The organism is Neisseria sp. P0001.S005 (assembly GCF_051963715.1).
Window position 1 is genome coordinate 1 of the sequence record NZ_JBQCTZ010000008.1, and the last position, 16,630, is coordinate 16,630.

General features: G+C 52.4%; 14 protein-coding genes and 1 pseudogene. 5 read left to right on the forward strand and 10 right to left on the reverse strand.

Annotated elements, in window-relative coordinates:
* The 3 genes from ACTHSP_RS02365 to ACTHSP_RS02375 all read left to right on the forward strand — a co-directional run.
* Nucleotides 1-459: transglycosylase SLT domain-containing protein (locus ACTHSP_RS02365; protein ID WP_440345562.1), on the forward strand; the 459-nt coding region annotated here is incomplete at its 5' end.
* A 201-nt stretch (nucleotides 460-660) separates the two neighbouring features.
* A complete protein-coding gene (locus ACTHSP_RS02370; protein ID WP_049351630.1) occupies nucleotides 661-2,043 on the forward strand; it encodes an MFS transporter in 1,383 nt (460 codons plus the stop codon).
* Nucleotide 2,044: 1 nt separating this feature from the next.
* Complete coding sequence (locus ACTHSP_RS02375; RefSeq protein WP_003685741.1) at nucleotides 2,045-2,572, forward strand: single-stranded DNA-binding protein; 528 nt, start codon at nucleotides 2,045-2,047, stop codon at nucleotides 2,570-2,572.
* Between the two features lie 73 nt (nucleotides 2,573-2,645).
* Here the strand turns inward: ACTHSP_RS02375 and ACTHSP_RS02380 are convergent, their stop codons facing one another.
* The 5 genes from ACTHSP_RS02380 to argB all read right to left on the reverse strand — a co-directional run bounded on the left by ACTHSP_RS02380 (nucleotide 2,646) and on the right by argB (nucleotide 6,792).
* Nucleotides 2,646-3,353, reverse strand: coding sequence for an SIMPL domain-containing protein (locus ACTHSP_RS02380; RefSeq protein ID WP_440345563.1), 708 nt, complete (start codon nucleotides 3,351-3,353; stop codon nucleotides 2,646-2,648).
* Between the two features lie 111 nt (nucleotides 3,354-3,464).
* Entirely contained in the window at nucleotides 3,465-3,956 is a 492-nt protein-coding gene (locus tag ACTHSP_RS02385) for a DUF1841 family protein (RefSeq protein ID WP_308186364.1), read from the reverse strand.
* Between the two features lie 101 nt (nucleotides 3,957-4,057).
* A complete protein-coding gene (ftsB, locus tag ACTHSP_RS02390; protein WP_003679613.1) occupies nucleotides 4,058-4,333 on the reverse strand; it encodes a cell division protein FtsB in 276 nt (91 codons plus the stop codon).
* Between the two features lie 23 nt (nucleotides 4,334-4,356).
* Nucleotides 4,357-5,643 (reverse strand): phosphopyruvate hydratase, encoded by a 1,287-nt coding sequence (eno, locus tag ACTHSP_RS02395; RefSeq protein WP_440345564.1) that lies wholly within the window; start codon nucleotides 5,641-5,643, stop codon nucleotides 4,357-4,359.
* Between the two features lie 261 nt (nucleotides 5,644-5,904).
* On the reverse strand, nucleotides 5,905-6,792 hold the full coding sequence (gene argB / locus ACTHSP_RS02400) for an acetylglutamate kinase (RefSeq protein ID WP_440345565.1): 888 nt from the start codon (nucleotides 6,790-6,792) through the stop codon (nucleotides 5,905-5,907).
* Nucleotides 6,793-6,966: 174 nt separating this feature from the next.
* On the opposite strand from argB, the gene ACTHSP_RS02405 reads away from it, so the two are divergent.
* Nucleotides 6,967-8,097, forward strand: a complete 1,131-nt coding sequence (locus ACTHSP_RS02405) for a M14 family metallopeptidase (RefSeq protein WP_283121800.1) — start codon at nucleotides 6,967-6,969, stop codon at nucleotides 8,095-8,097.
* A gap of 74 nt (nucleotides 8,098-8,171) precedes the next feature.
* Nucleotides 8,172-9,032: a prolipoprotein diacylglyceryl transferase gene (gene lgt, locus ACTHSP_RS02410; protein ID WP_003746206.1), complete on the forward strand. Its 861-nt coding sequence runs from the start codon at nucleotides 8,172-8,174 to the stop codon at nucleotides 9,030-9,032.
* A 76-nt stretch (nucleotides 9,033-9,108) separates the two neighbouring features.
* Here the strand turns inward: lgt and trkA are convergent, their stop codons facing one another.
* The 5 genes and pseudogenes from trkA to ACTHSP_RS02435 form a co-directional block, all read right to left on the reverse strand.
* Complete coding sequence (trkA, locus tag ACTHSP_RS02415; protein ID WP_440345566.1) at nucleotides 9,109-10,521, reverse strand: Trk system potassium transporter TrkA; 1,413 nt, start codon at nucleotides 10,519-10,521, stop codon at nucleotides 9,109-9,111.
* Nucleotides 10,522-10,616: 95 nt separating this feature from the next.
* Nucleotides 10,617-12,068 carry a DASS family sodium-coupled anion symporter gene (locus ACTHSP_RS02420; protein WP_440345567.1) on the reverse strand — a complete coding sequence of 484 codons (1,452 nt, stop codon included), beginning with the start codon at nucleotides 12,066-12,068 and terminating at the stop codon, nucleotides 10,617-10,619.
* 496 nt (nucleotides 12,069-12,564) lie between these two features.
* Nucleotides 12,565-13,818 (reverse strand): complex I 51 kDa subunit family protein, encoded by a 1,254-nt coding sequence (locus ACTHSP_RS02425; protein WP_440345568.1) that lies wholly within the window; start codon nucleotides 13,816-13,818, stop codon nucleotides 12,565-12,567.
* Nucleotides 13,815-15,442, reverse strand: a pseudogene (locus ACTHSP_RS02430) (FAD-binding protein). The gene ACTHSP_RS02425 and the pseudogene ACTHSP_RS02430 overlap by 4 nt, the downstream one beginning before the upstream one ends.
* On the reverse strand, nucleotides 15,442-16,080 hold the full coding sequence (locus ACTHSP_RS02435; protein WP_003761810.1) for a 2Fe-2S iron-sulfur cluster-binding protein: 639 nt from the start codon (nucleotides 16,078-16,080) through the stop codon (nucleotides 15,442-15,444). Before ACTHSP_RS02435 ends, ACTHSP_RS02430 begins: the two are co-directional and overlap by 1 nt.
* Nucleotides 16,081-16,630 lie beyond the last annotated feature (550 nt).

Below are 16,630 nucleotides of genomic sequence, written 5' to 3' on the forward strand. Positions count from 1 at the left end.
AGCCCTGCGCGGCTGGTGTTTGCCGATTCGAGGGAAGGGGAGCGTTGGTTGGCGGCGATGTCTTCCCGATTGGCACGTTTCATTCCCGATGAGGGCGAGCGCCGCCGCCTGTTGGTTAATATTCAATATGAAAGCAGTCGTGCCGGACTCAATACTCAAGTGATTTTGGGCTTGATTGAAGTGGAAAGTGCGTTTCGCCAATATGCCATCAGCGGCGTGGGTGCGCGCGGTTTGATGCAGGTGATGCCGTTTTGGAAAAACTATATCGGCAATCCGTCGCACAACCTTTTCGATATCCGCACCAATCTGCGCTATGGCTGCACCATTCTGCGCCATTACAATAATATCGAAAAAGGCAATATTGTCCGCTCTTTGGCAAGGTTTAACGGCAGCTTGGGCAGTAATAAATATCCGAACGCCGTGTTAGGCGCGTGGCGAAATAGATGGCAGTGGGGTTGATTAGGGATAAATGGGATAGGGCAGATCTTGCGTGACGTTGTTTTTTGTTAAAACCGTTTTATACCGATGAAGCAGGTTTGCGATAAACAGCTTGCGATTTGACCCCATGCAATTCCTTTGAATCCTGTATAATCAGAAAATCTGTTAATTCACACTTTCAGACGGCCTTTCGCAAACTTAAGGCCGTCTGAAACATTATTTATGGCAAGAGATAACCGCATTCAAATGTTTCCGCACGAGTGGCGTGCCAGTACCACACTTTCCGGTGTTTACGCACTGCGTATGTTGGGGATGTTTTTGGTGTTGCCTGTCTTGGCGATGTATGCCGCTTCGTTGCCCGGCGCAGAAAACAATAAAGCGCTGGTCGGTATGGCGATGGGTATTTACGGGCTGACACAGGCTTTGCTGCAGCTGCCTTTGGGTATGGCTTCCGACAAGTTCGGTCGTAAAAAAGTGATTTATGCCGGCTTGATTGTGTTTGCGGCAGGTAGTTTTTTGGCCGCAGTTGCCGATAGCCTGCAGATGTTGGTTGCCGCGCGTGCCATTCAAGGCGCAGGTGCCGTCAGCGCGGCGGTAACGGCTTTGCTAGCAGATTTGACCCGTAACGAAGTGCGGACGCGTGCGATGGCGATGATCGGTCTGAGTATCGGCTTGACCTTTTCCGTCAGCCTAGTGCTTGCGCCGATGATTGCCGGCTTTATCGGCGTATCCGGCCTGTTTGCGCTGACCGGTATTCTGACGGTAATCAGTATCGGCGTGGTTGCCTGGATGACGCCTGATCCGGAAGTGTCAAAAATGCACGAAGACACGCAGGCGCAGCCTTCTCGTATGGGCGAGGTATTGAAAAACCGCCAACTGCTCAATCTCGACTTCGGTATTTTTGCCTTGCATGCGGCGCAAATGGCTTTATTTACCGCATTGCCGTTTGCCATGACGCAGTTGGGTTTGGAAAAAATCCATCACTGGCGAGTCTATCTGCCTTCAACCATTACCGGCCTGATTATTATGGTGCCGCTGATTATCGTCGGCGAAACGCGCAACAAACTCAAACAAGTGTTTATCCTGGGTATCGTCTGCATTGCCGCGGCGCAAATCGGCTTGCTGTTTGGCATGCACTCGGTGTGGTTGATTACCGCTTATCTGATTGTTTACTTTATTGGTTTTAATGTATTGGAAGCCAGCCTGCCGTCTATGGTGTCGAAAATCGCTCCGTCCGATTTGAAAGGCACCGCTATGGGCGTGTATAACACCATGCAGTCGGTCGGCTTGTTTGTCGGCGGCGCAACCGGTGGTTTATTGTTCCAAAAATACGGTTTTGTAGGCGTATTTGCCTTTTGTAGCGTATTGATGTTGCTGTGGCTGGTATTGGCAGTCATTTCGCCTGCACCGAAACCCGTCAAAAACCTCAGCTACCCGCTTAACGCCGAATGGCAACAAAATCCGGATTTGCTCTACCAAAAATTGACCGAAATTGAAGGCGTTGAAAGCATTAGCTTTAGCGCAGACAAACAAACCATTTATATCAAGGCCTTGCAAAAAGGATTTGACCAAGAGGCCGCCGAAAAAATTATCACAGGAGTGTAAAATGTCATTGAATAAAGTTATCCTCATCGGCCGTCTCGGCCGCGACCCGGAAGTCCGCTATATGCCCAACGGTGAGGCCGTCTGTAACTTCAGCATTGCCACCAGCGAAACGTGGAACGACCGCAACGGCCAACGCGTAGAACGTACCGAATGGCACAACATCACCATGTACCGCAAACTCGCCGAGATCGCCGGTCAATACCTGCGTAAAGGCAGCCAAGTGTATCTGGAAGGCCGTATCCAAAGCCGCAAATACCAAGGCAAAGACGGCATCGAGCGCACCGCTTACGACATCATTGCCAATGAGATGAAAATGCTCGGCAGCCGCAACGACAACAGCGGCGGCGCACCATACGATGACGGCTATAATCAAGGCGGTCATTCAAGCCAAAGCAGCTACCAACAAGCGCCACAGCAGCAATACCAATCTGCCCCGGCTCAAGAACCCCCAGCCGCCCCGGCCCGTCGTCCTGCTCCGGCACAACCGACCGCTCCGGTTGATGATATCGACGACGATATTCCGTTCTAATTATTGGGCAAATAAAAAAGCCGTCTGAAAAATATACTTTCAGACGGCCTTTAAAATGATTTAAAAGAAAATCCTACATTTGCACCGAGCCGCTGACGGTCAGGCTGATCTCTTCCGAACCGGGGGAGGCAGGTATGCCATCTTCTATTCCTGCCGCCATCTCTGCGGCGGGGATTGCACGCAGCATTTTGGCGTGTGCAAAGTCGCCGCCGACTTGGCGGTTGCCGATATGGCCCAAGTTGAGTTTAACGATTTTGTAGCTGGAGAAGCCGAGTGTTTGGGCGAGGTTTTGGGCGCGGTCTTTGAAGCGCAGGATGACGGCTTTGCTCAGTTGGTCGACGGTGTCTTCGCGTTTTTCTTTGGATACGGAAAATGAGGAGCTTTCCAAAACGGCGATATTGATGCTGTCGGCAATCAGGCGGTTGAGTGCTTCAAAGTCTTTGCTTTCTACTTTGAAGTAGGCGTGTTCTTCCCAGCCGGTTTGGGTGCGTTTGCCGTTGGTGTATTGATAGCGCGGGGATGCGTTGCGCTCCATCAGCTTGGCTTTAAATTTGCTGTTTTGTGAGATTTTGTTGAACTGGTTGAATTTTTTCATGAAGGCTTGGTTGACGGCTTGACGGTCTTTACCTTCTGCGTTGACGCTGAAATGCGCGGTCATGGTGTCCCGCGGCACTTCCATATTCGCGGATTCGGAAAATTCAACGATGTTGTAGTTGAGGCTTTCTGCTGCAACGGGCAGGGAGGCGGCTAGGAGTAGGGCGGTAAGGGTTGGGCGGAGCATTTTGTTTTCCTTGTTATGCGGATTTTAAAAAAGTAATTTAGCATGAAAGATGGAAACGTTGGCTTTGGCAAGCGTAAGGATTTGTCTGGGTTGAGGCCGTCTGAAAAGAAGTTATTTTGTATCCATCAAGCCGACTTCATGGGGATTGGGGCGGGCTTTTTCTTCTTGACCTAAGCCGACCAATTTCCGCAAGCGGGTCATGTAGGCGTTGACATCAAGGCCCCGTTCGTAGCGTTGTGCTTCCCAGATGGTTTCTGCCAAGGCTTCCATCATATCGTGTTCGGCTTTGACCCAGTCGCCGTTGTAACGGGCGCAAAGTTGTTGGTGGATGGCACGGATGCCCGGTGGCTGGTCGATGGCGCTTTGCTCTTGTAGGGAAAGGTGTAGAGACATGTGCAGGAATGGGTTGCTTTCGCCGTCTTCGGGCAACCATTCTTTATCTAAATATTGTTCGATGTCTTCGAGATAGTGTCCGTATTCGGGATGGGCTTCGATGATGCGCAAAGCTTTTTGTTGCAGGCCGTCCAATTGGAGCGGTGCGAGCCTGTGTTGCCAGACGTGGGCAAAGAATCGGCGGACATCGTGGGTGTTTACGTCATACATGATGGGTGTGATTTGATTTTGGGATATGTGATTATATAGCGATTGCGATAAAAAAGGCCGTCTGAAAAATATGTTTTCAGACGGCCTTTGTTTTGCAGGATTTAGCGGCGGTCGATGATTCGGTAATACACTTCGCCGTCTTGGACATAGCCCAATTCGACGCGGGCAATTTCGGCGATAGCCTCTTGTCCGTGTGCCAAGTCTTCAACTTCTGCATTAAGGAAATTGTTGCGCAAAGTGAGCGTTTGGTTTTTTTCCTCCTGACGGACGAGCTGCTCCTGCAATTCTTCCGTATGCCCGACGCTGCCTTTACCAAACCAAAGGCTGTACTGACAGCACAAAAGTGCGAAGGTTAAAACAAAAGTCACCCACTTCATACAATCAATATCCTATATTCTGCTTATTTGCCCAGTTGGTAGAATGCGGCTTTGCCAGGGTAGTAAGCGGCTTCAGCCAATTCTTCTTCAATGCGCAGCAATTGGTTGTATTTCGCCATGCGGTCGGAGCGGGACAGGGAGCCGGTTTTGATTTGCATACAGTTGGTGGCAACGGCCAAGTCGGCAATGGTGCTGTCTTCGGTTTCACCGGAACGGTGGCTCATTACGCTGGCGTAGCGGTTGCGTTTGGCCAAGTCGACGGCTTGCAGGGTTTCGCTCAATGTACCGATTTGGTTGACTTTGACCAGCAATGCGTTTGCCACGCCTTTTTCGATGCCTTCAGCCAAGATTTTTGGATTGGTTACGAACAAGTCGTCGCCGACCAATTGAACTCGGCCGCCCAATTTTTCGGTCAACAGTTTCCAGCCTTCCCAGTCGTTTTCGTCCATGCCGTCTTCGATGGAAACGATTGGGAATTCGTTAACCAGGCCTTCCAAGTATTCGGCAAATTCTGCGCTGGTGTAAGAGCGGCCTTCGGCTTCCAGATGGTATTGGCCGTCTTTGTAGAACTCGCTGGATGCGCAGTCCAGGGCGAACAATACGTCTTCGCCTGCTTTGTAGCCTGCGGCTTCGGTTGCTTCGACGATCAGTTGCAGGGCTTCTTTGTGGCTGTTCAGGTTAGGTGCGAAACCGCCTTCGTCGCCCACGGTAGTTGGGAAGCCTTTGGCATCACACAGTTTTTTCAGTGCGTGGAAAATTTCGGCGCCGCAACGCAGAGCTTCGCGGAAAGATTTTGCGCCGACAGGCATGATCATGAATTCTTGGATGTTCAGGCTGTTGTTGGCATGTTCGCCGCCGTTGATAACGTTCATCATCGGAACAGGCAGAGCCATTGGGCCTGCGCCGCCCAAGTAGCGATATAGAGGCAGGCCTGCATCTTCGGCAGCTGCGCGTGCTACGGCCATAGAAACGGCCAAAGTAGCGTTGGCACCCAAGTTGCCTTTGTTTTCAGTACCGTCCAATTCGATCATGATTTGGTCGATATAAGATTGTTCGTTGGCATCGATACCGATGAGGGCTTGTGCGATTTGGTTGTTGACGTGGTCAACGGCTTTCAATACGCCTTTGCCCAAGTAACGGGATTTGTCGCCGTCACGCAGTTCCAAAGCTTCTTTTTGGCCGGTTGATGCGCCGCTAGGTACAGCTGCGCGTCCCATGACGCCGGATTCCAACAATACGTCACACTCTACGGTAGGGTTGCCGCGGGAGTCCAAAATTTCGCGTGCAAAAATATCAACGATTGCGCTCATGAATATCTCCAAATAGGATGGTAAAAGAAAAGTAGCTTTGTTACGTTTCAGACGGCCTTAAGGATGATTGCCAAAGTCTGATGAATGCAGACATTATACCGTCTTTGCCAAGTATGGTATCGGAGTCGGTATGAAACTGACTGTAAGTTTGTTTCACGTCAATATCGCTCAAACAAACATAAGCCGTATAGTGTAACATTTTTTACCCTTTTTAGGGTGAAAAGCTGATTAAATAAGGCATAAGGCCGTCTGAATAGCGGATTAGTCTTCGCCCAAAATCATTGAGCCTACGCCGTCATCGGTCAGCACTTCCAAAAGCAGGGCGTTGGGAACGCGACCGTCTATGATATGCGTGGCTTTGACACCGCTTTTGGCAGCTTCGACGGCAGAGGCAATTTTAGGCAGCATACCGCCGTACAGCGTACCGTCTTCAATCAGTTCGTCAATGCGGCTTGGCGTCAGGGTAGTCAGTAATTTGCCTTCTTTATCCAGTACGCCGGGGATATTGGTCATCATCAGCAGTTTTTCGGCCTGAAGTTTTTCCGCCAGTTTGCCGGCAACCAAATCGGCATTGATGTTGAACGCTTCGCCGTTTTGACCTACGCCGATGGGTGCGATGACAGGAATACAGCCGCGCTCGACCAGGCCTTCCACCAAACGGGTATCGATGTCGGCCACTGTGCCGACTTGACCGATGTCCACGCCTTTTTGTTCGGGCGTGTCGATCAGGAGTTTTTCCGCTTTGATGAAGTGGTTGTCCCGGCCGGTAATACCGACGGCGCGACCGCCGAAGGTGGTAATCATGGAAACGATTTCTTTATTGACGTGTCCGCCCAAAACCATTTCTACGATGTCCATGGTTTCGCTGTCGGTAACGCGCATGCCTTGAACAAACTCTCCTTTTTTGCCGACTTTTTCCAACATTTCATTGATTTGCGGGCCGCCGCCGTGAACGATAACGGGATGCAGGCCGATTAGTTTGAGCAGGACGACATCGCGTGCGAAACCCTCTTTTAAGGCAGGTTCGGTCATGGCGTTGCCGCCGTATTTGATGACGATGATGGAGCCGGAAAAACGGCGGATATAAGGTAAAGATTCGGCAAGGACGCGTGCCTTGATGGCAGGGGAGACAGATTGTTGCTGAGTCATGGTTTCAACCTTGTTTCATGATTTCGGCCTTTATCTTAATCCCAAAGGCCGTCTGAAACAATATTTCCAAGCGCTTGAAATCCTGTTAAATCAGTTAAATGGTTGAAACCAGCCTCATGCAAACGGTAAAATGACGGTTTGCTTCGGCCTCTTCGCCGATTACTAAGGATACCCATGATGAAAATCAGCACCCAATTCGATGCCGGCTCGGTCGTTGTCAAAGACTTGAGTAACCCTGCCGATATCCGCCTCGCCCTGCGTCCCGACAATGCTTCGGAGTTTGCCCAATGGTTTTACTTCCGTTTGCAAGGTGCGGCCTATCAAAACTGCGTGATGCATTTTGAAAATGCGGCGGACGCTGCGTATCCTTTGGGCTGGGAGGACTATCAGGCTTGCGCCTCTTACGATCGCCAAAATTGGTTCCGCGTGCCGACAAGCTATGAAAATGGCGTATTGACCATCAACCATACGCCTTTGTCCAACAGCGTTTACTACGCTTATTTCGAGCCTTATTCCTACGAGCAGCATTTGAACCTTTTGGGCGATGCGCAGGGCAGCGGCTTGTGCCGTATCGACGATTTGGGCAGTACCGTTCAAGGCCGCGATATCAATCTTCTGACCATCGGCAACCAAGTCGAAAGCGACATGAAAGTCTGGATTATCGCCCGTCAACATCCGGGCGAAACCATGGCGGAATGGTTTGTCGAAGGTTTGCTGGGCCGCTTGCTTGATCCGCAAGATCCGACCGCGCGCATGCTACTTGACCGCGCGACTTTCTACATTGTGCCGAATATGAATCCGGACGGCTCGGTTTTGGGTAATCTGCGCACCAATGCCGCCGGCGCCAACCTCAACCGCGAATGGGAAACCCCGACTTTGGAGCGAAGCCCCGAAGTCTTTACCGTCCGCGAAAAAATGATGGAAACCGGTGTGGATTTGTTCTTGGATATTCACGGCGATGAAGGTCTGCCGTTTGTCTTTGTGGCCGGTACCGAAGGCGTGCCGAACTACAACGAGCGCATCGAAGCTTTGGAAGACCAATTCAAACTTGCGTTGCTCAATGCCAGCCCCGATTTCCAAGACGATTACGGCTATGACAAAGATGCGCCGGGTCAGGCAAACATGACTTTGGCGACCAACTGGGTCGGCAATCATTTCAACTGCCTTGCCTATACTTTGGAAATGCCGTTTAAAGACAATGCCAACCTGCCGGACGACGATTTCGGCTGGAACGGCCAACGCTCGCTGCGCTTGGGCGAGGCAATGTTATCTGCGATTTTGAATGTGGTTGGCGATTTGCGTTAAACCATCCGACACCGCATACAGGCCGTCTGAAAGTTCAGGCTTTCAGACGGCCTTTGAGATAAGGAACACACATCATGATGATACATCCCCAGTTTGATCCGGTGCTGATCAGCATCGGCCCGCTTGCCATCCGCTGGTATGCCTTGAGCTATATTGTCGGCTTTATCCTGTTTACGATTTTGGGCCGCCGCCGTATCGCGCAGGGCAATTCTGTGTTTACCAAAGAAACACTCGACGATTTCCTGACTTGGGGTATCTTGGGCGTCATCTTGGGCGGCCGTATCGGCTACGTTTTGTTTTATAAATTTTCAGATTATCTTGCCAACCCGTTGGATATTTTCAAAGTTTGGGAAGGCGGCATGTCGTTTCACGGCGGCTTCTTGGGCGTGGTCGTTGCCATGTGGCTGTTTGGCCGCAAGCACAACATCAGTATCTTGAAACTGATGGATACCGTTGCGCCGCTCGTACCGCTAGGCTTGGCTTCCGGCCGTATCGGCAACTTTATCAACGGCGAACTTTGGGGACGTGTGACTGAACTCAATGCTTTCTGGGCGATGGGTTTCCCGCAAGCGCGTTATGAAGATGCAGAAGCTGCGGCGCACAATCCTTTGTGGGCCGAATGGCTGCAACAATACGGTATGCTGCCGCGCCATCCGTCTCAGCTTTACCAGTTTGCCCTTGAAGGCATTTGCCTGTTTGTCATCGTTTGGATTTTTTCGAAAAAACCGCGCCCGGCCGGTCAAACGGCGGCATTGTTCTTGGGTGGTTACGGTTTGTTCCGCTTTATTGCCGAATTTGCCCGCCAGCCTGACGACTATCTCGGCCTGTTGACTTTGGGTTTGTCCATGGGTCAATGGTTGAGCGTGCCGATGATTGTATTGGGCGTGATTGGTTTTGTTTGGTTTGGCCGTAAAAACAGTGTTGCCAAAGCGTAAATAAAACAAGAATAAAGGCCGTCTGAAAAGGTTTTCAGACGGCCTTTTTATCGCTTCAAGCAAACGGATTTTGGATTTAACCGAAAAAGCCCATTTTGACTTGAATGAGTTTTTCCAACTCCGGCAGGACGCGGCGGCGTGAGACGAAGAAGATAATGTGGTCGCCGTCTTGGAGGATGGTTTCGGTGTGGTGTCCCATGATGACTTCGCCGGTTGCGCCGCGGACGATGGCGGCGATGTAGCAGTCGCTTGGCCATTTGATGCCGCTGATGCGGCGGCCGACGATGGCGGAAGTGTTTTTATCGCCGTGTACTACCACTTCGATGGCTTCGGCCGTGCCGCGGCGCAAAGGATGGACGGCAACGATGTCACCGCGGCGGATGTGGGCGAGAATGGAGCCGATGGTAATCAGATGGGGGGAAACAACGATATCGATTTTGTTGCCTTCGAGCAAATCGACGTAGCTTGAGCGGTTGACGATGGTAATCACGCGTTTGGCGCCAAGGTTTTTTGCCAACAGACTGGACATGATGTTGTTTTCGTCATCGTTGGTCAGCGCGCAGAAGACGTCGATTTCGTCGATGTACTCTTCGTCCAGCAGAGTTTCGTCGGTGGCGGAACCTTGCAGGACGAGGGTGTTGTCCAGATTCTCGGCAAGCCATTCGGCGCGGTGGGGTTTGTATTCGATGATTTTGATGTCGTATTTGGACTCGAGCTGCTTGGCGAGGCGGTAGCCGATGTTGCCGCCGCCGGCAATCATGATGCGGCGGGTACGCGCTTCTTTCGGACGCAATTCGCGCATGATGGCTTCAACGCTGTTGATGTCGGCGGCAAACAGGACTTCATCGCCTTCGATGATGACGGTTTGCGGGGTGGGGACGATCAGGCGGTTGTTGCGGTAAACGGCGCAGATTTGGCAGTCCACACCTTCGGGCAGGTGCTGGTTGATGTCGGTAATTTCGCGGCCGATCAGTAAACCGCCTTTGCGTGCTTGAACAATCACCATGCGGACTTGGTCGTTGGCAAAGCTGAGTACCTGCAATGAGCTGGTGTAGTTGAGCAGGCCGACGAGTTGTTCGGTAACTAGCTGTTCGGGGCTGATGGTTTCGGTAATGCCGAAGATGTTGAGGCTGCCTTCTTCGGGTTTGTCGCTGCCGGCAACCGGATATTCGAGGTATTCGCTTGAGCGTACGCGTGCAATACGGCTGGGGATGTTGAACAGGTCGGCGGCGATTTTGGAGGCAACGATGTTGGTTTCGTCGCTGCGGGTCAGGGCAAGCAGGAGGTCGGAGTCCGCCGCACCTGCCTGTTCGAGGGTAAAGGGCGATGCGCCGTTGCCGACGATGGTTTGGACATCGAGACGGCTGCTGATACGGTTGAGCGCTTTTTCGTCGATGTCGATAATAGTGACGTCGTTGCTGGGAACGGAGGCAAGGTTTTGGGCGACGGTCGAGCCGACTTGGCCGCTGCCGAGGATAAGTATTTTCACGGTAATTGAGTGTGTCCGGTAAAAATGAAATTGTAACAAAAGGCCGTCTGAAATTGGAGTTTTCAGACGGCCTGAGGTTTAAATAAGTCAGAAGGTTACCAGTAGCCCAAAACTTTCCACCACAAGATACCGACAGTGCCGAAAATCAGGATTTCGACCACGCTCATGATGAAGCCTGCTTTCCACCATTCGGTCATGCTGACATAGTTCGAACCGTAGATGACGGGGGATGAACCGGAAGCGTAGTGGGTCAGCGACATCATGATGCCGGTGGCGGACGCCATAACCAGGGCGAACAGCATGGGCGGTGCACCCAAGGCTAAGCCTGCGCCGTAGAATGCGCCGAACATGGCGGTAACGTGTGCCGTGCCGCTGGCGAAAACGTAGTGGGCGTAGAGATAGGCAAGCATCAACAGGGCACAACCGGCTTCCCAACCCAAGCCCATGTGGGCGATACCGCTTTGCATGGAGTCGGACAACCAGCTGATGAGGCCCAGTTTGTTGAGGAAGTTTGCCATCATAACCAAGGCCGCAAACCAAACGATGGTGTCCCACGCGCTTTTTTCTTTCAGCGCATCTTCCCAAGTCAGTACGCCGGTCAAAAGGCACAGGCTCAAGCCGAGGAAGGTGGTGGCGGTAGCATCAACTTTCACTCCGAACAGCATCTCGGGAATACCCGCCCACAACAGCAGCAGAACCAGGAAAATGCCGAGCATGATTTTTTCTTCACGCTTCATCGGCCCCATAGCAGCCAAATGCTCTTTTGCCAATGCAGTAGCGTTAGGGGTTTGTTTGATTTCAGGCGGATACAGGAAATACAGCACCAGCGGCATCAGCAGCATGGCAAGCAGGCCGGGTACGACCATCGCCAGGAACCAAGTACCCCAAGAGAGTTGGATTTGCGAATTGGTGGCTTTGGCAACCAATTCGACTACCAGCGGATTAGGTGCGGTAGCAGTGATAAAAATCAGACAGGTAATTACGTTGGAGTGGAAGTTGACCAGTGAAAGGTATTTACCGATTTTGCCTTCCGTGCCTTTTTCAGGGTCGGAGTCGAAGCTCAGTGCGATGGATTTCATAATCGGATGCACGATCGCACCGCCGCGCGCGGTATTACTCGGCGTTACCGGACCGATGACCAAGTCGGCAAGCGCTAAGCTGTAACCTACGCCCAGCGTGCGTTTGCCGAAGAGGGAGATCAAGAGATAGCCGATACGCATACCCAAGCCGGTTTTCAACAGGCCGCGCGAGATGATGATGGCGATACCGATCATCCAGATGAGTGAGTTGTTGAGGCTGCTCAAAGCGTCTTTGGTTGCGTCGGCGGCTTTTTCGTTGGTTACGCCGGTCAGTGCAACCAAGGTAATGCCCAAAATCGCCATTGCGCCGATGGGCATGGCTTTGCCGATGATGCCGGCGATGATGCCGACGAACAACGCCAAAAGGTGCCATGCGTCGGGCGATACGCCCTGCGGCACGGGTATGACGAACCAGATAATCAGCGTCAGCGCGAGCGCAACCGCCGCAGGAATTGGCTTGAAGCCCATGTTGAGTCTCCTAGTTTGAGGTATCGGGGAAATCGGGTTTCAGACGACGTGTGCCTGATTTTGGTGGGAACAGGTCGTCTGAAACGTATTTGGCAGTAGTTGTTTTTTATGTTTTTCTTTTGGTGGTTTGGGTAATGCGTATTTTTTGTTGCCAACTTTTTCAGACGACGTTTTTTTAGGTTATTGCGTTTTGCCCTCTCCCTAACCCTCTCCCACGGGGAGAGGGGATAATGGCGCTGAAAATCAACCGTTATCAGATTTTCTGCAATCTGTCCCCTCTACCTGCGGGAGAGGGGATAATGGCGCTGAAAATCAACCTTTATCAGATTTTCTGCAATCCGTCCCCTCTCCCCGTGGGAGAGGGTTAGGGAGAGGGCAAAACTTCAGTTTTAGTAGCAACTGTATTTTTGTCTGACGGGGGAAAAATACAGTTGCTACAGGTATTTTTCAGACGACCTCCCATAATACAAAAGGTCGTCTGAAACCTCGTATCGGATTAATCCTGCTCTGCAGGCAGGCCGTACTCTTCGGGGAAGGTGCGCAGCGAGCTTTGCAACACGGTAACCGCGCCGTCGATCAGGCCGCAGCGGCCGCTTCGGGGCAGCAGTTGGCACAGGCTTTGCAGGGCGCGGAGATCGTCTGAAGTGCCGATGCCGGTATCCACGCGGTTGAGCAAGCGTGAAAGTTGGAACGTGCCGCCTTTGCACGGCGGGCATTGTCCGCATGAGTTGGAGGCAAAAAATTCCACATACTCGGACACTTTGCGCACGACGCTGGTGCCTTCGGAAATCACAATCATCGCACCCGTACCGAGGCTGGATTTGCGTTCGCGCACGGACACGAAGTCCAAAGGTACGTCCAAATCTTTCGCGGTCAGAAGCGTGTTTGACGGGCCGCCGGTGAAGACGGCTTTAAACGTGCGGCCCTCGAGCATACCGCCGCCGTGGTGGAAAATCAGCGATTGCAAGGTTGTGCCCATCGGCAGTTCGTACAGACCCGGATTCAATACGTCGCCGGAAAGCGAGTAGAGTTTCGTGCCTGCGGCATCGCCCAAACCCAGCGATTTGTACCATTCCGCGCCTTTGGCAAGGATTTGCGGGATGTTGGCGAAGGTTTCGGTGTTGTTGATTAAGGTCGGTTCGCCTTCTACGCCGCTTTCGGCGGGGAACGGCGGCTTGCGGCGCGGGAACGGGAAACCGCCTTCCAACCATGAAATCACGGCGGTTTCTTCGCCGCCGATGTAGCGGCCTGAAGTTTCGACCAATTTCAGGTCTAAAGGTTTGCCCAGATAGTTTTCGATGCGGATGAACAAATCGCTTTTTTTCCATTGCTCGATGGCGGGCACGATGGCGGCGACAGATTCGGTCTGGTGCGGGTTGACATACATAATCGCTTTGTTGGCGCGGCAGGCGACGGAGGCAATCAGAACGCCTTCGATGACTTGGTGCGGCGTTTTCGCCAGCAATACGCGGTCTTTGAACGTACCCGGTTCGTCTTCGTTGGCGTTACAGACGACGTATTTGTCGCCGTGTTTGCTTTGGGCTGCGACGGCCGCCTCCCATTTGTGCCAGGTCGGGAAACCAGCGCCGCCCATGCCGCAGAGGTTGGCGTCTTGCAGCTTGGAAACGATGCTTTGAGGATCGGCAAGCGCTGCCAGCAGGCCTTCGCCGCCGCCGACTTTGCGCCACGCGGCCAAATCCGCGCCGACTTGGCGGGACGGGTGCAGTAAGTTTTGATTGGCTTGGTTCATGATTGTTGCTCCTGCAAACCGGCGTGTTCGCGCAAATCGAATTTGCCGTAGTCGGGATATAAAACGGGGGCTTTGATGTCGCTGGTCAGTCCGGCGCGGGTCATTTCGCGTTGCAGATCGTGGACGTGTCCGACACCGCCGCGCACTTTTTTCAGCGGCAGGCCGCAACCGGCGGCGGCTTTACCCGCGCGGCGGCCAAAGCTGATGATGTCCAGAAGCGCGTTGCCCATCAGGCGGTTGCGGCCGTGAATACCGCCGGTTACTTCGCCGGCGCAATATAGGCCTTCGACGCAGGTTGCGCCGTCGCCGTTGATTTCGACGCCGCCGTTTTGATAGTGCAGGGTCGGATGAATCATCACGGGTTCGACGGCGGGGTCGATGCCGCATTTGTGGGCAACGTGGCCGAGCGTAACCAAACGGTTCAACACATCAGGATCGTTTTCAATCAGGCGCGGGGTATCGAGGAACACGCCGACTTGTCCGTCGCGCACCACGCCGCGGCCTTCGCGGCACTCGCGCAAGATGGCAGCGGCAACGACGTCGCGCGGCTGTAATTCGTCAACGAAACGTTCGCCCAAACCGTTGACCAGTTTGGTGCCTGCGGAGCGCACGGCTTCGGAAATCAGTGCGCCTGCCAAGTGCGGCGGATGGGCGACGCCGGTCGGATGGTATTGGAAGGAATCGATGTCGCGCAGTTTCGCGCCGATGCGGTATGCCATCACCAGACCGTCGGCGGTTGCGCCGTAGTGGTTGGAAGTGGCGAAACCCTGTAAATGCAGCCGTCCGCTGCCGCCGGTTGCCAAGACCACGGCTTTGGCGTGAACCAATACCAAAGAGCGTTTTTCCAAATCGTACAAAATCGCGCCGACGCAGCGACCGTGTTCGTCCGACAATAATTCGATGGCGGGGTGGCGGTTGAGCTGGGTGATGTTTTCGTCAAGTTCGACCGCCTCGCGCAGTACGCGCATCATTTCGAGGCCGGTAAAGTCGCGGTAGCTCAGGATGCGCGGCACGGTCGTACCGCCTGCGCGCTTGCGGCTCAACATGCCGTTGCTGTCCGCGCCTTTGGTGAGGTCGAAAGTCATGCCCAAACCAATCAGCCAGCGGATGGCGGACGGTGCGTCGGTAACCATTTGCGCCACCAATTCTTTTTTGCCTGCGTTGTGTCCGCCTTTGATGGTGTCGTCAAATGCTGCTGCAAGCTGTCTTCTGCGCCGACTGCCGCCTGAATGCCGCCTTCGGCCATCACGGTATTGCTGTCGCCGATACGCAGCTTGTTCGCCATAATCACGCGCGCGCCTGCTTCGGTTGCAGACAATGCCGCCGCCGCACCGGCACCGCCGCCGCCGATAACCAGCACGTCGGTGTTCAAGTGTTCCGCACCCGACAAATCATAGTCGTCAATCAGAGGATGACTGATCAGCAGTTTTGCCAAATCAGGATGGCAGTAATCGCCCGTGTTCGGGCCGATAGGCAGTTTGACGCGCGCATTGGCTTGATAGTCGGTGTGAAACTGACTCAACAATTCGTTTTTTTCCGGCAGGTCGCCGCGCAGTTCCAATGAGGAAGCGCGCAGGTTGGCAAGGGCGGTTTCATAGTCTATGCCTTGGATTTCGTTCGCCATCACATTGCCTCCTCTTCAAATTCGACTTTCATTTTGCCGCTGTCGATTTCGCGCAGGCGGCGCATCAAATCCACCGGACGCAGCGTACGCGCCGCTTTCATGCGGCGGGCGAACAGGCCTAAGTGGTTCGGACGGATGTGTTCGGGGCAGGAAAGGGTGCAGAGGTTGCACATCACGCATTGGTCGAAGGTCAGCGCAGCCGCGCCGAAATCGCCGGATACCACTTGCGCCACGCCGTTTTCCACTTCCAAACCTTTGGGGCAGGCGCGGTTGCAGCCGCCGCAATGACGGCAGTGTTGCGCTTCGGGGAAGGCTTTGGCGGTGTCGTCCAGCCAGTTCCAGCCGTCGCCGACCTCGCTCACGTCGTAATATTGGATATGCTCGGGAATGAAGTAGTCCAAGAAGCTGACCTGCATCCCTTCTTCGACTTTGGTTTCACACGCCAACGCAGTCGTTACCTCACGCTCGCCTTCCTTGCGGATCATGCAGCGGCACGAACCGCACACGCCTTGCCCCATACAGCCGACGTTGGCGGTAATCGCGCTGCCGGCACGGGCATAGGCTTGGATGATTGACGAGTCGGCGGAAGCTTTGACTTCATGGCCGTCTATGGTCAGGGTTAACAAATTTTCACTCATGGTTTGTTCCTGTGAAATTGGAAGTTGGAATAGTGGATAATTTAATTAATTGTATTTTTATTACATTTATTGCGTGTGAGGAAATATCCAAGTTATTTACTCAGAAATTCTTTTAAAATCAATATTTATCTGTATGAGTTGAAGTGTATTAGAATTTAGTGGTTTTGATGATAGGGATAACCTAAGGTTTTATAGAGGAATGATTGTAAACAAAATATGCCTATTATTTAGACAAATTTATTTCAATTATTTGATTTTAAATATAAAATAAAATTACTTTTTTAGTATAAATTTTAAAATATTCGTCTATTTGCTAGTAAAAATCATTGTTATATATTAGATAATTTTGCATAGATTGTTGTATATATTGAATAATATTTTGTTGCGTAAGCAAGTGAAAAGACTGTTATAAAATTTCATAAAATCAAACAAGTTTGATATCAGTCAAGAAGATTGAGGGAGAAAATGACACGGATTTTACAATTGTGTATTGTATTGGAAAATAAGAAAGGCTGTCTGAAATTTTGGTAGTTTCCTTTTAAATACAAGC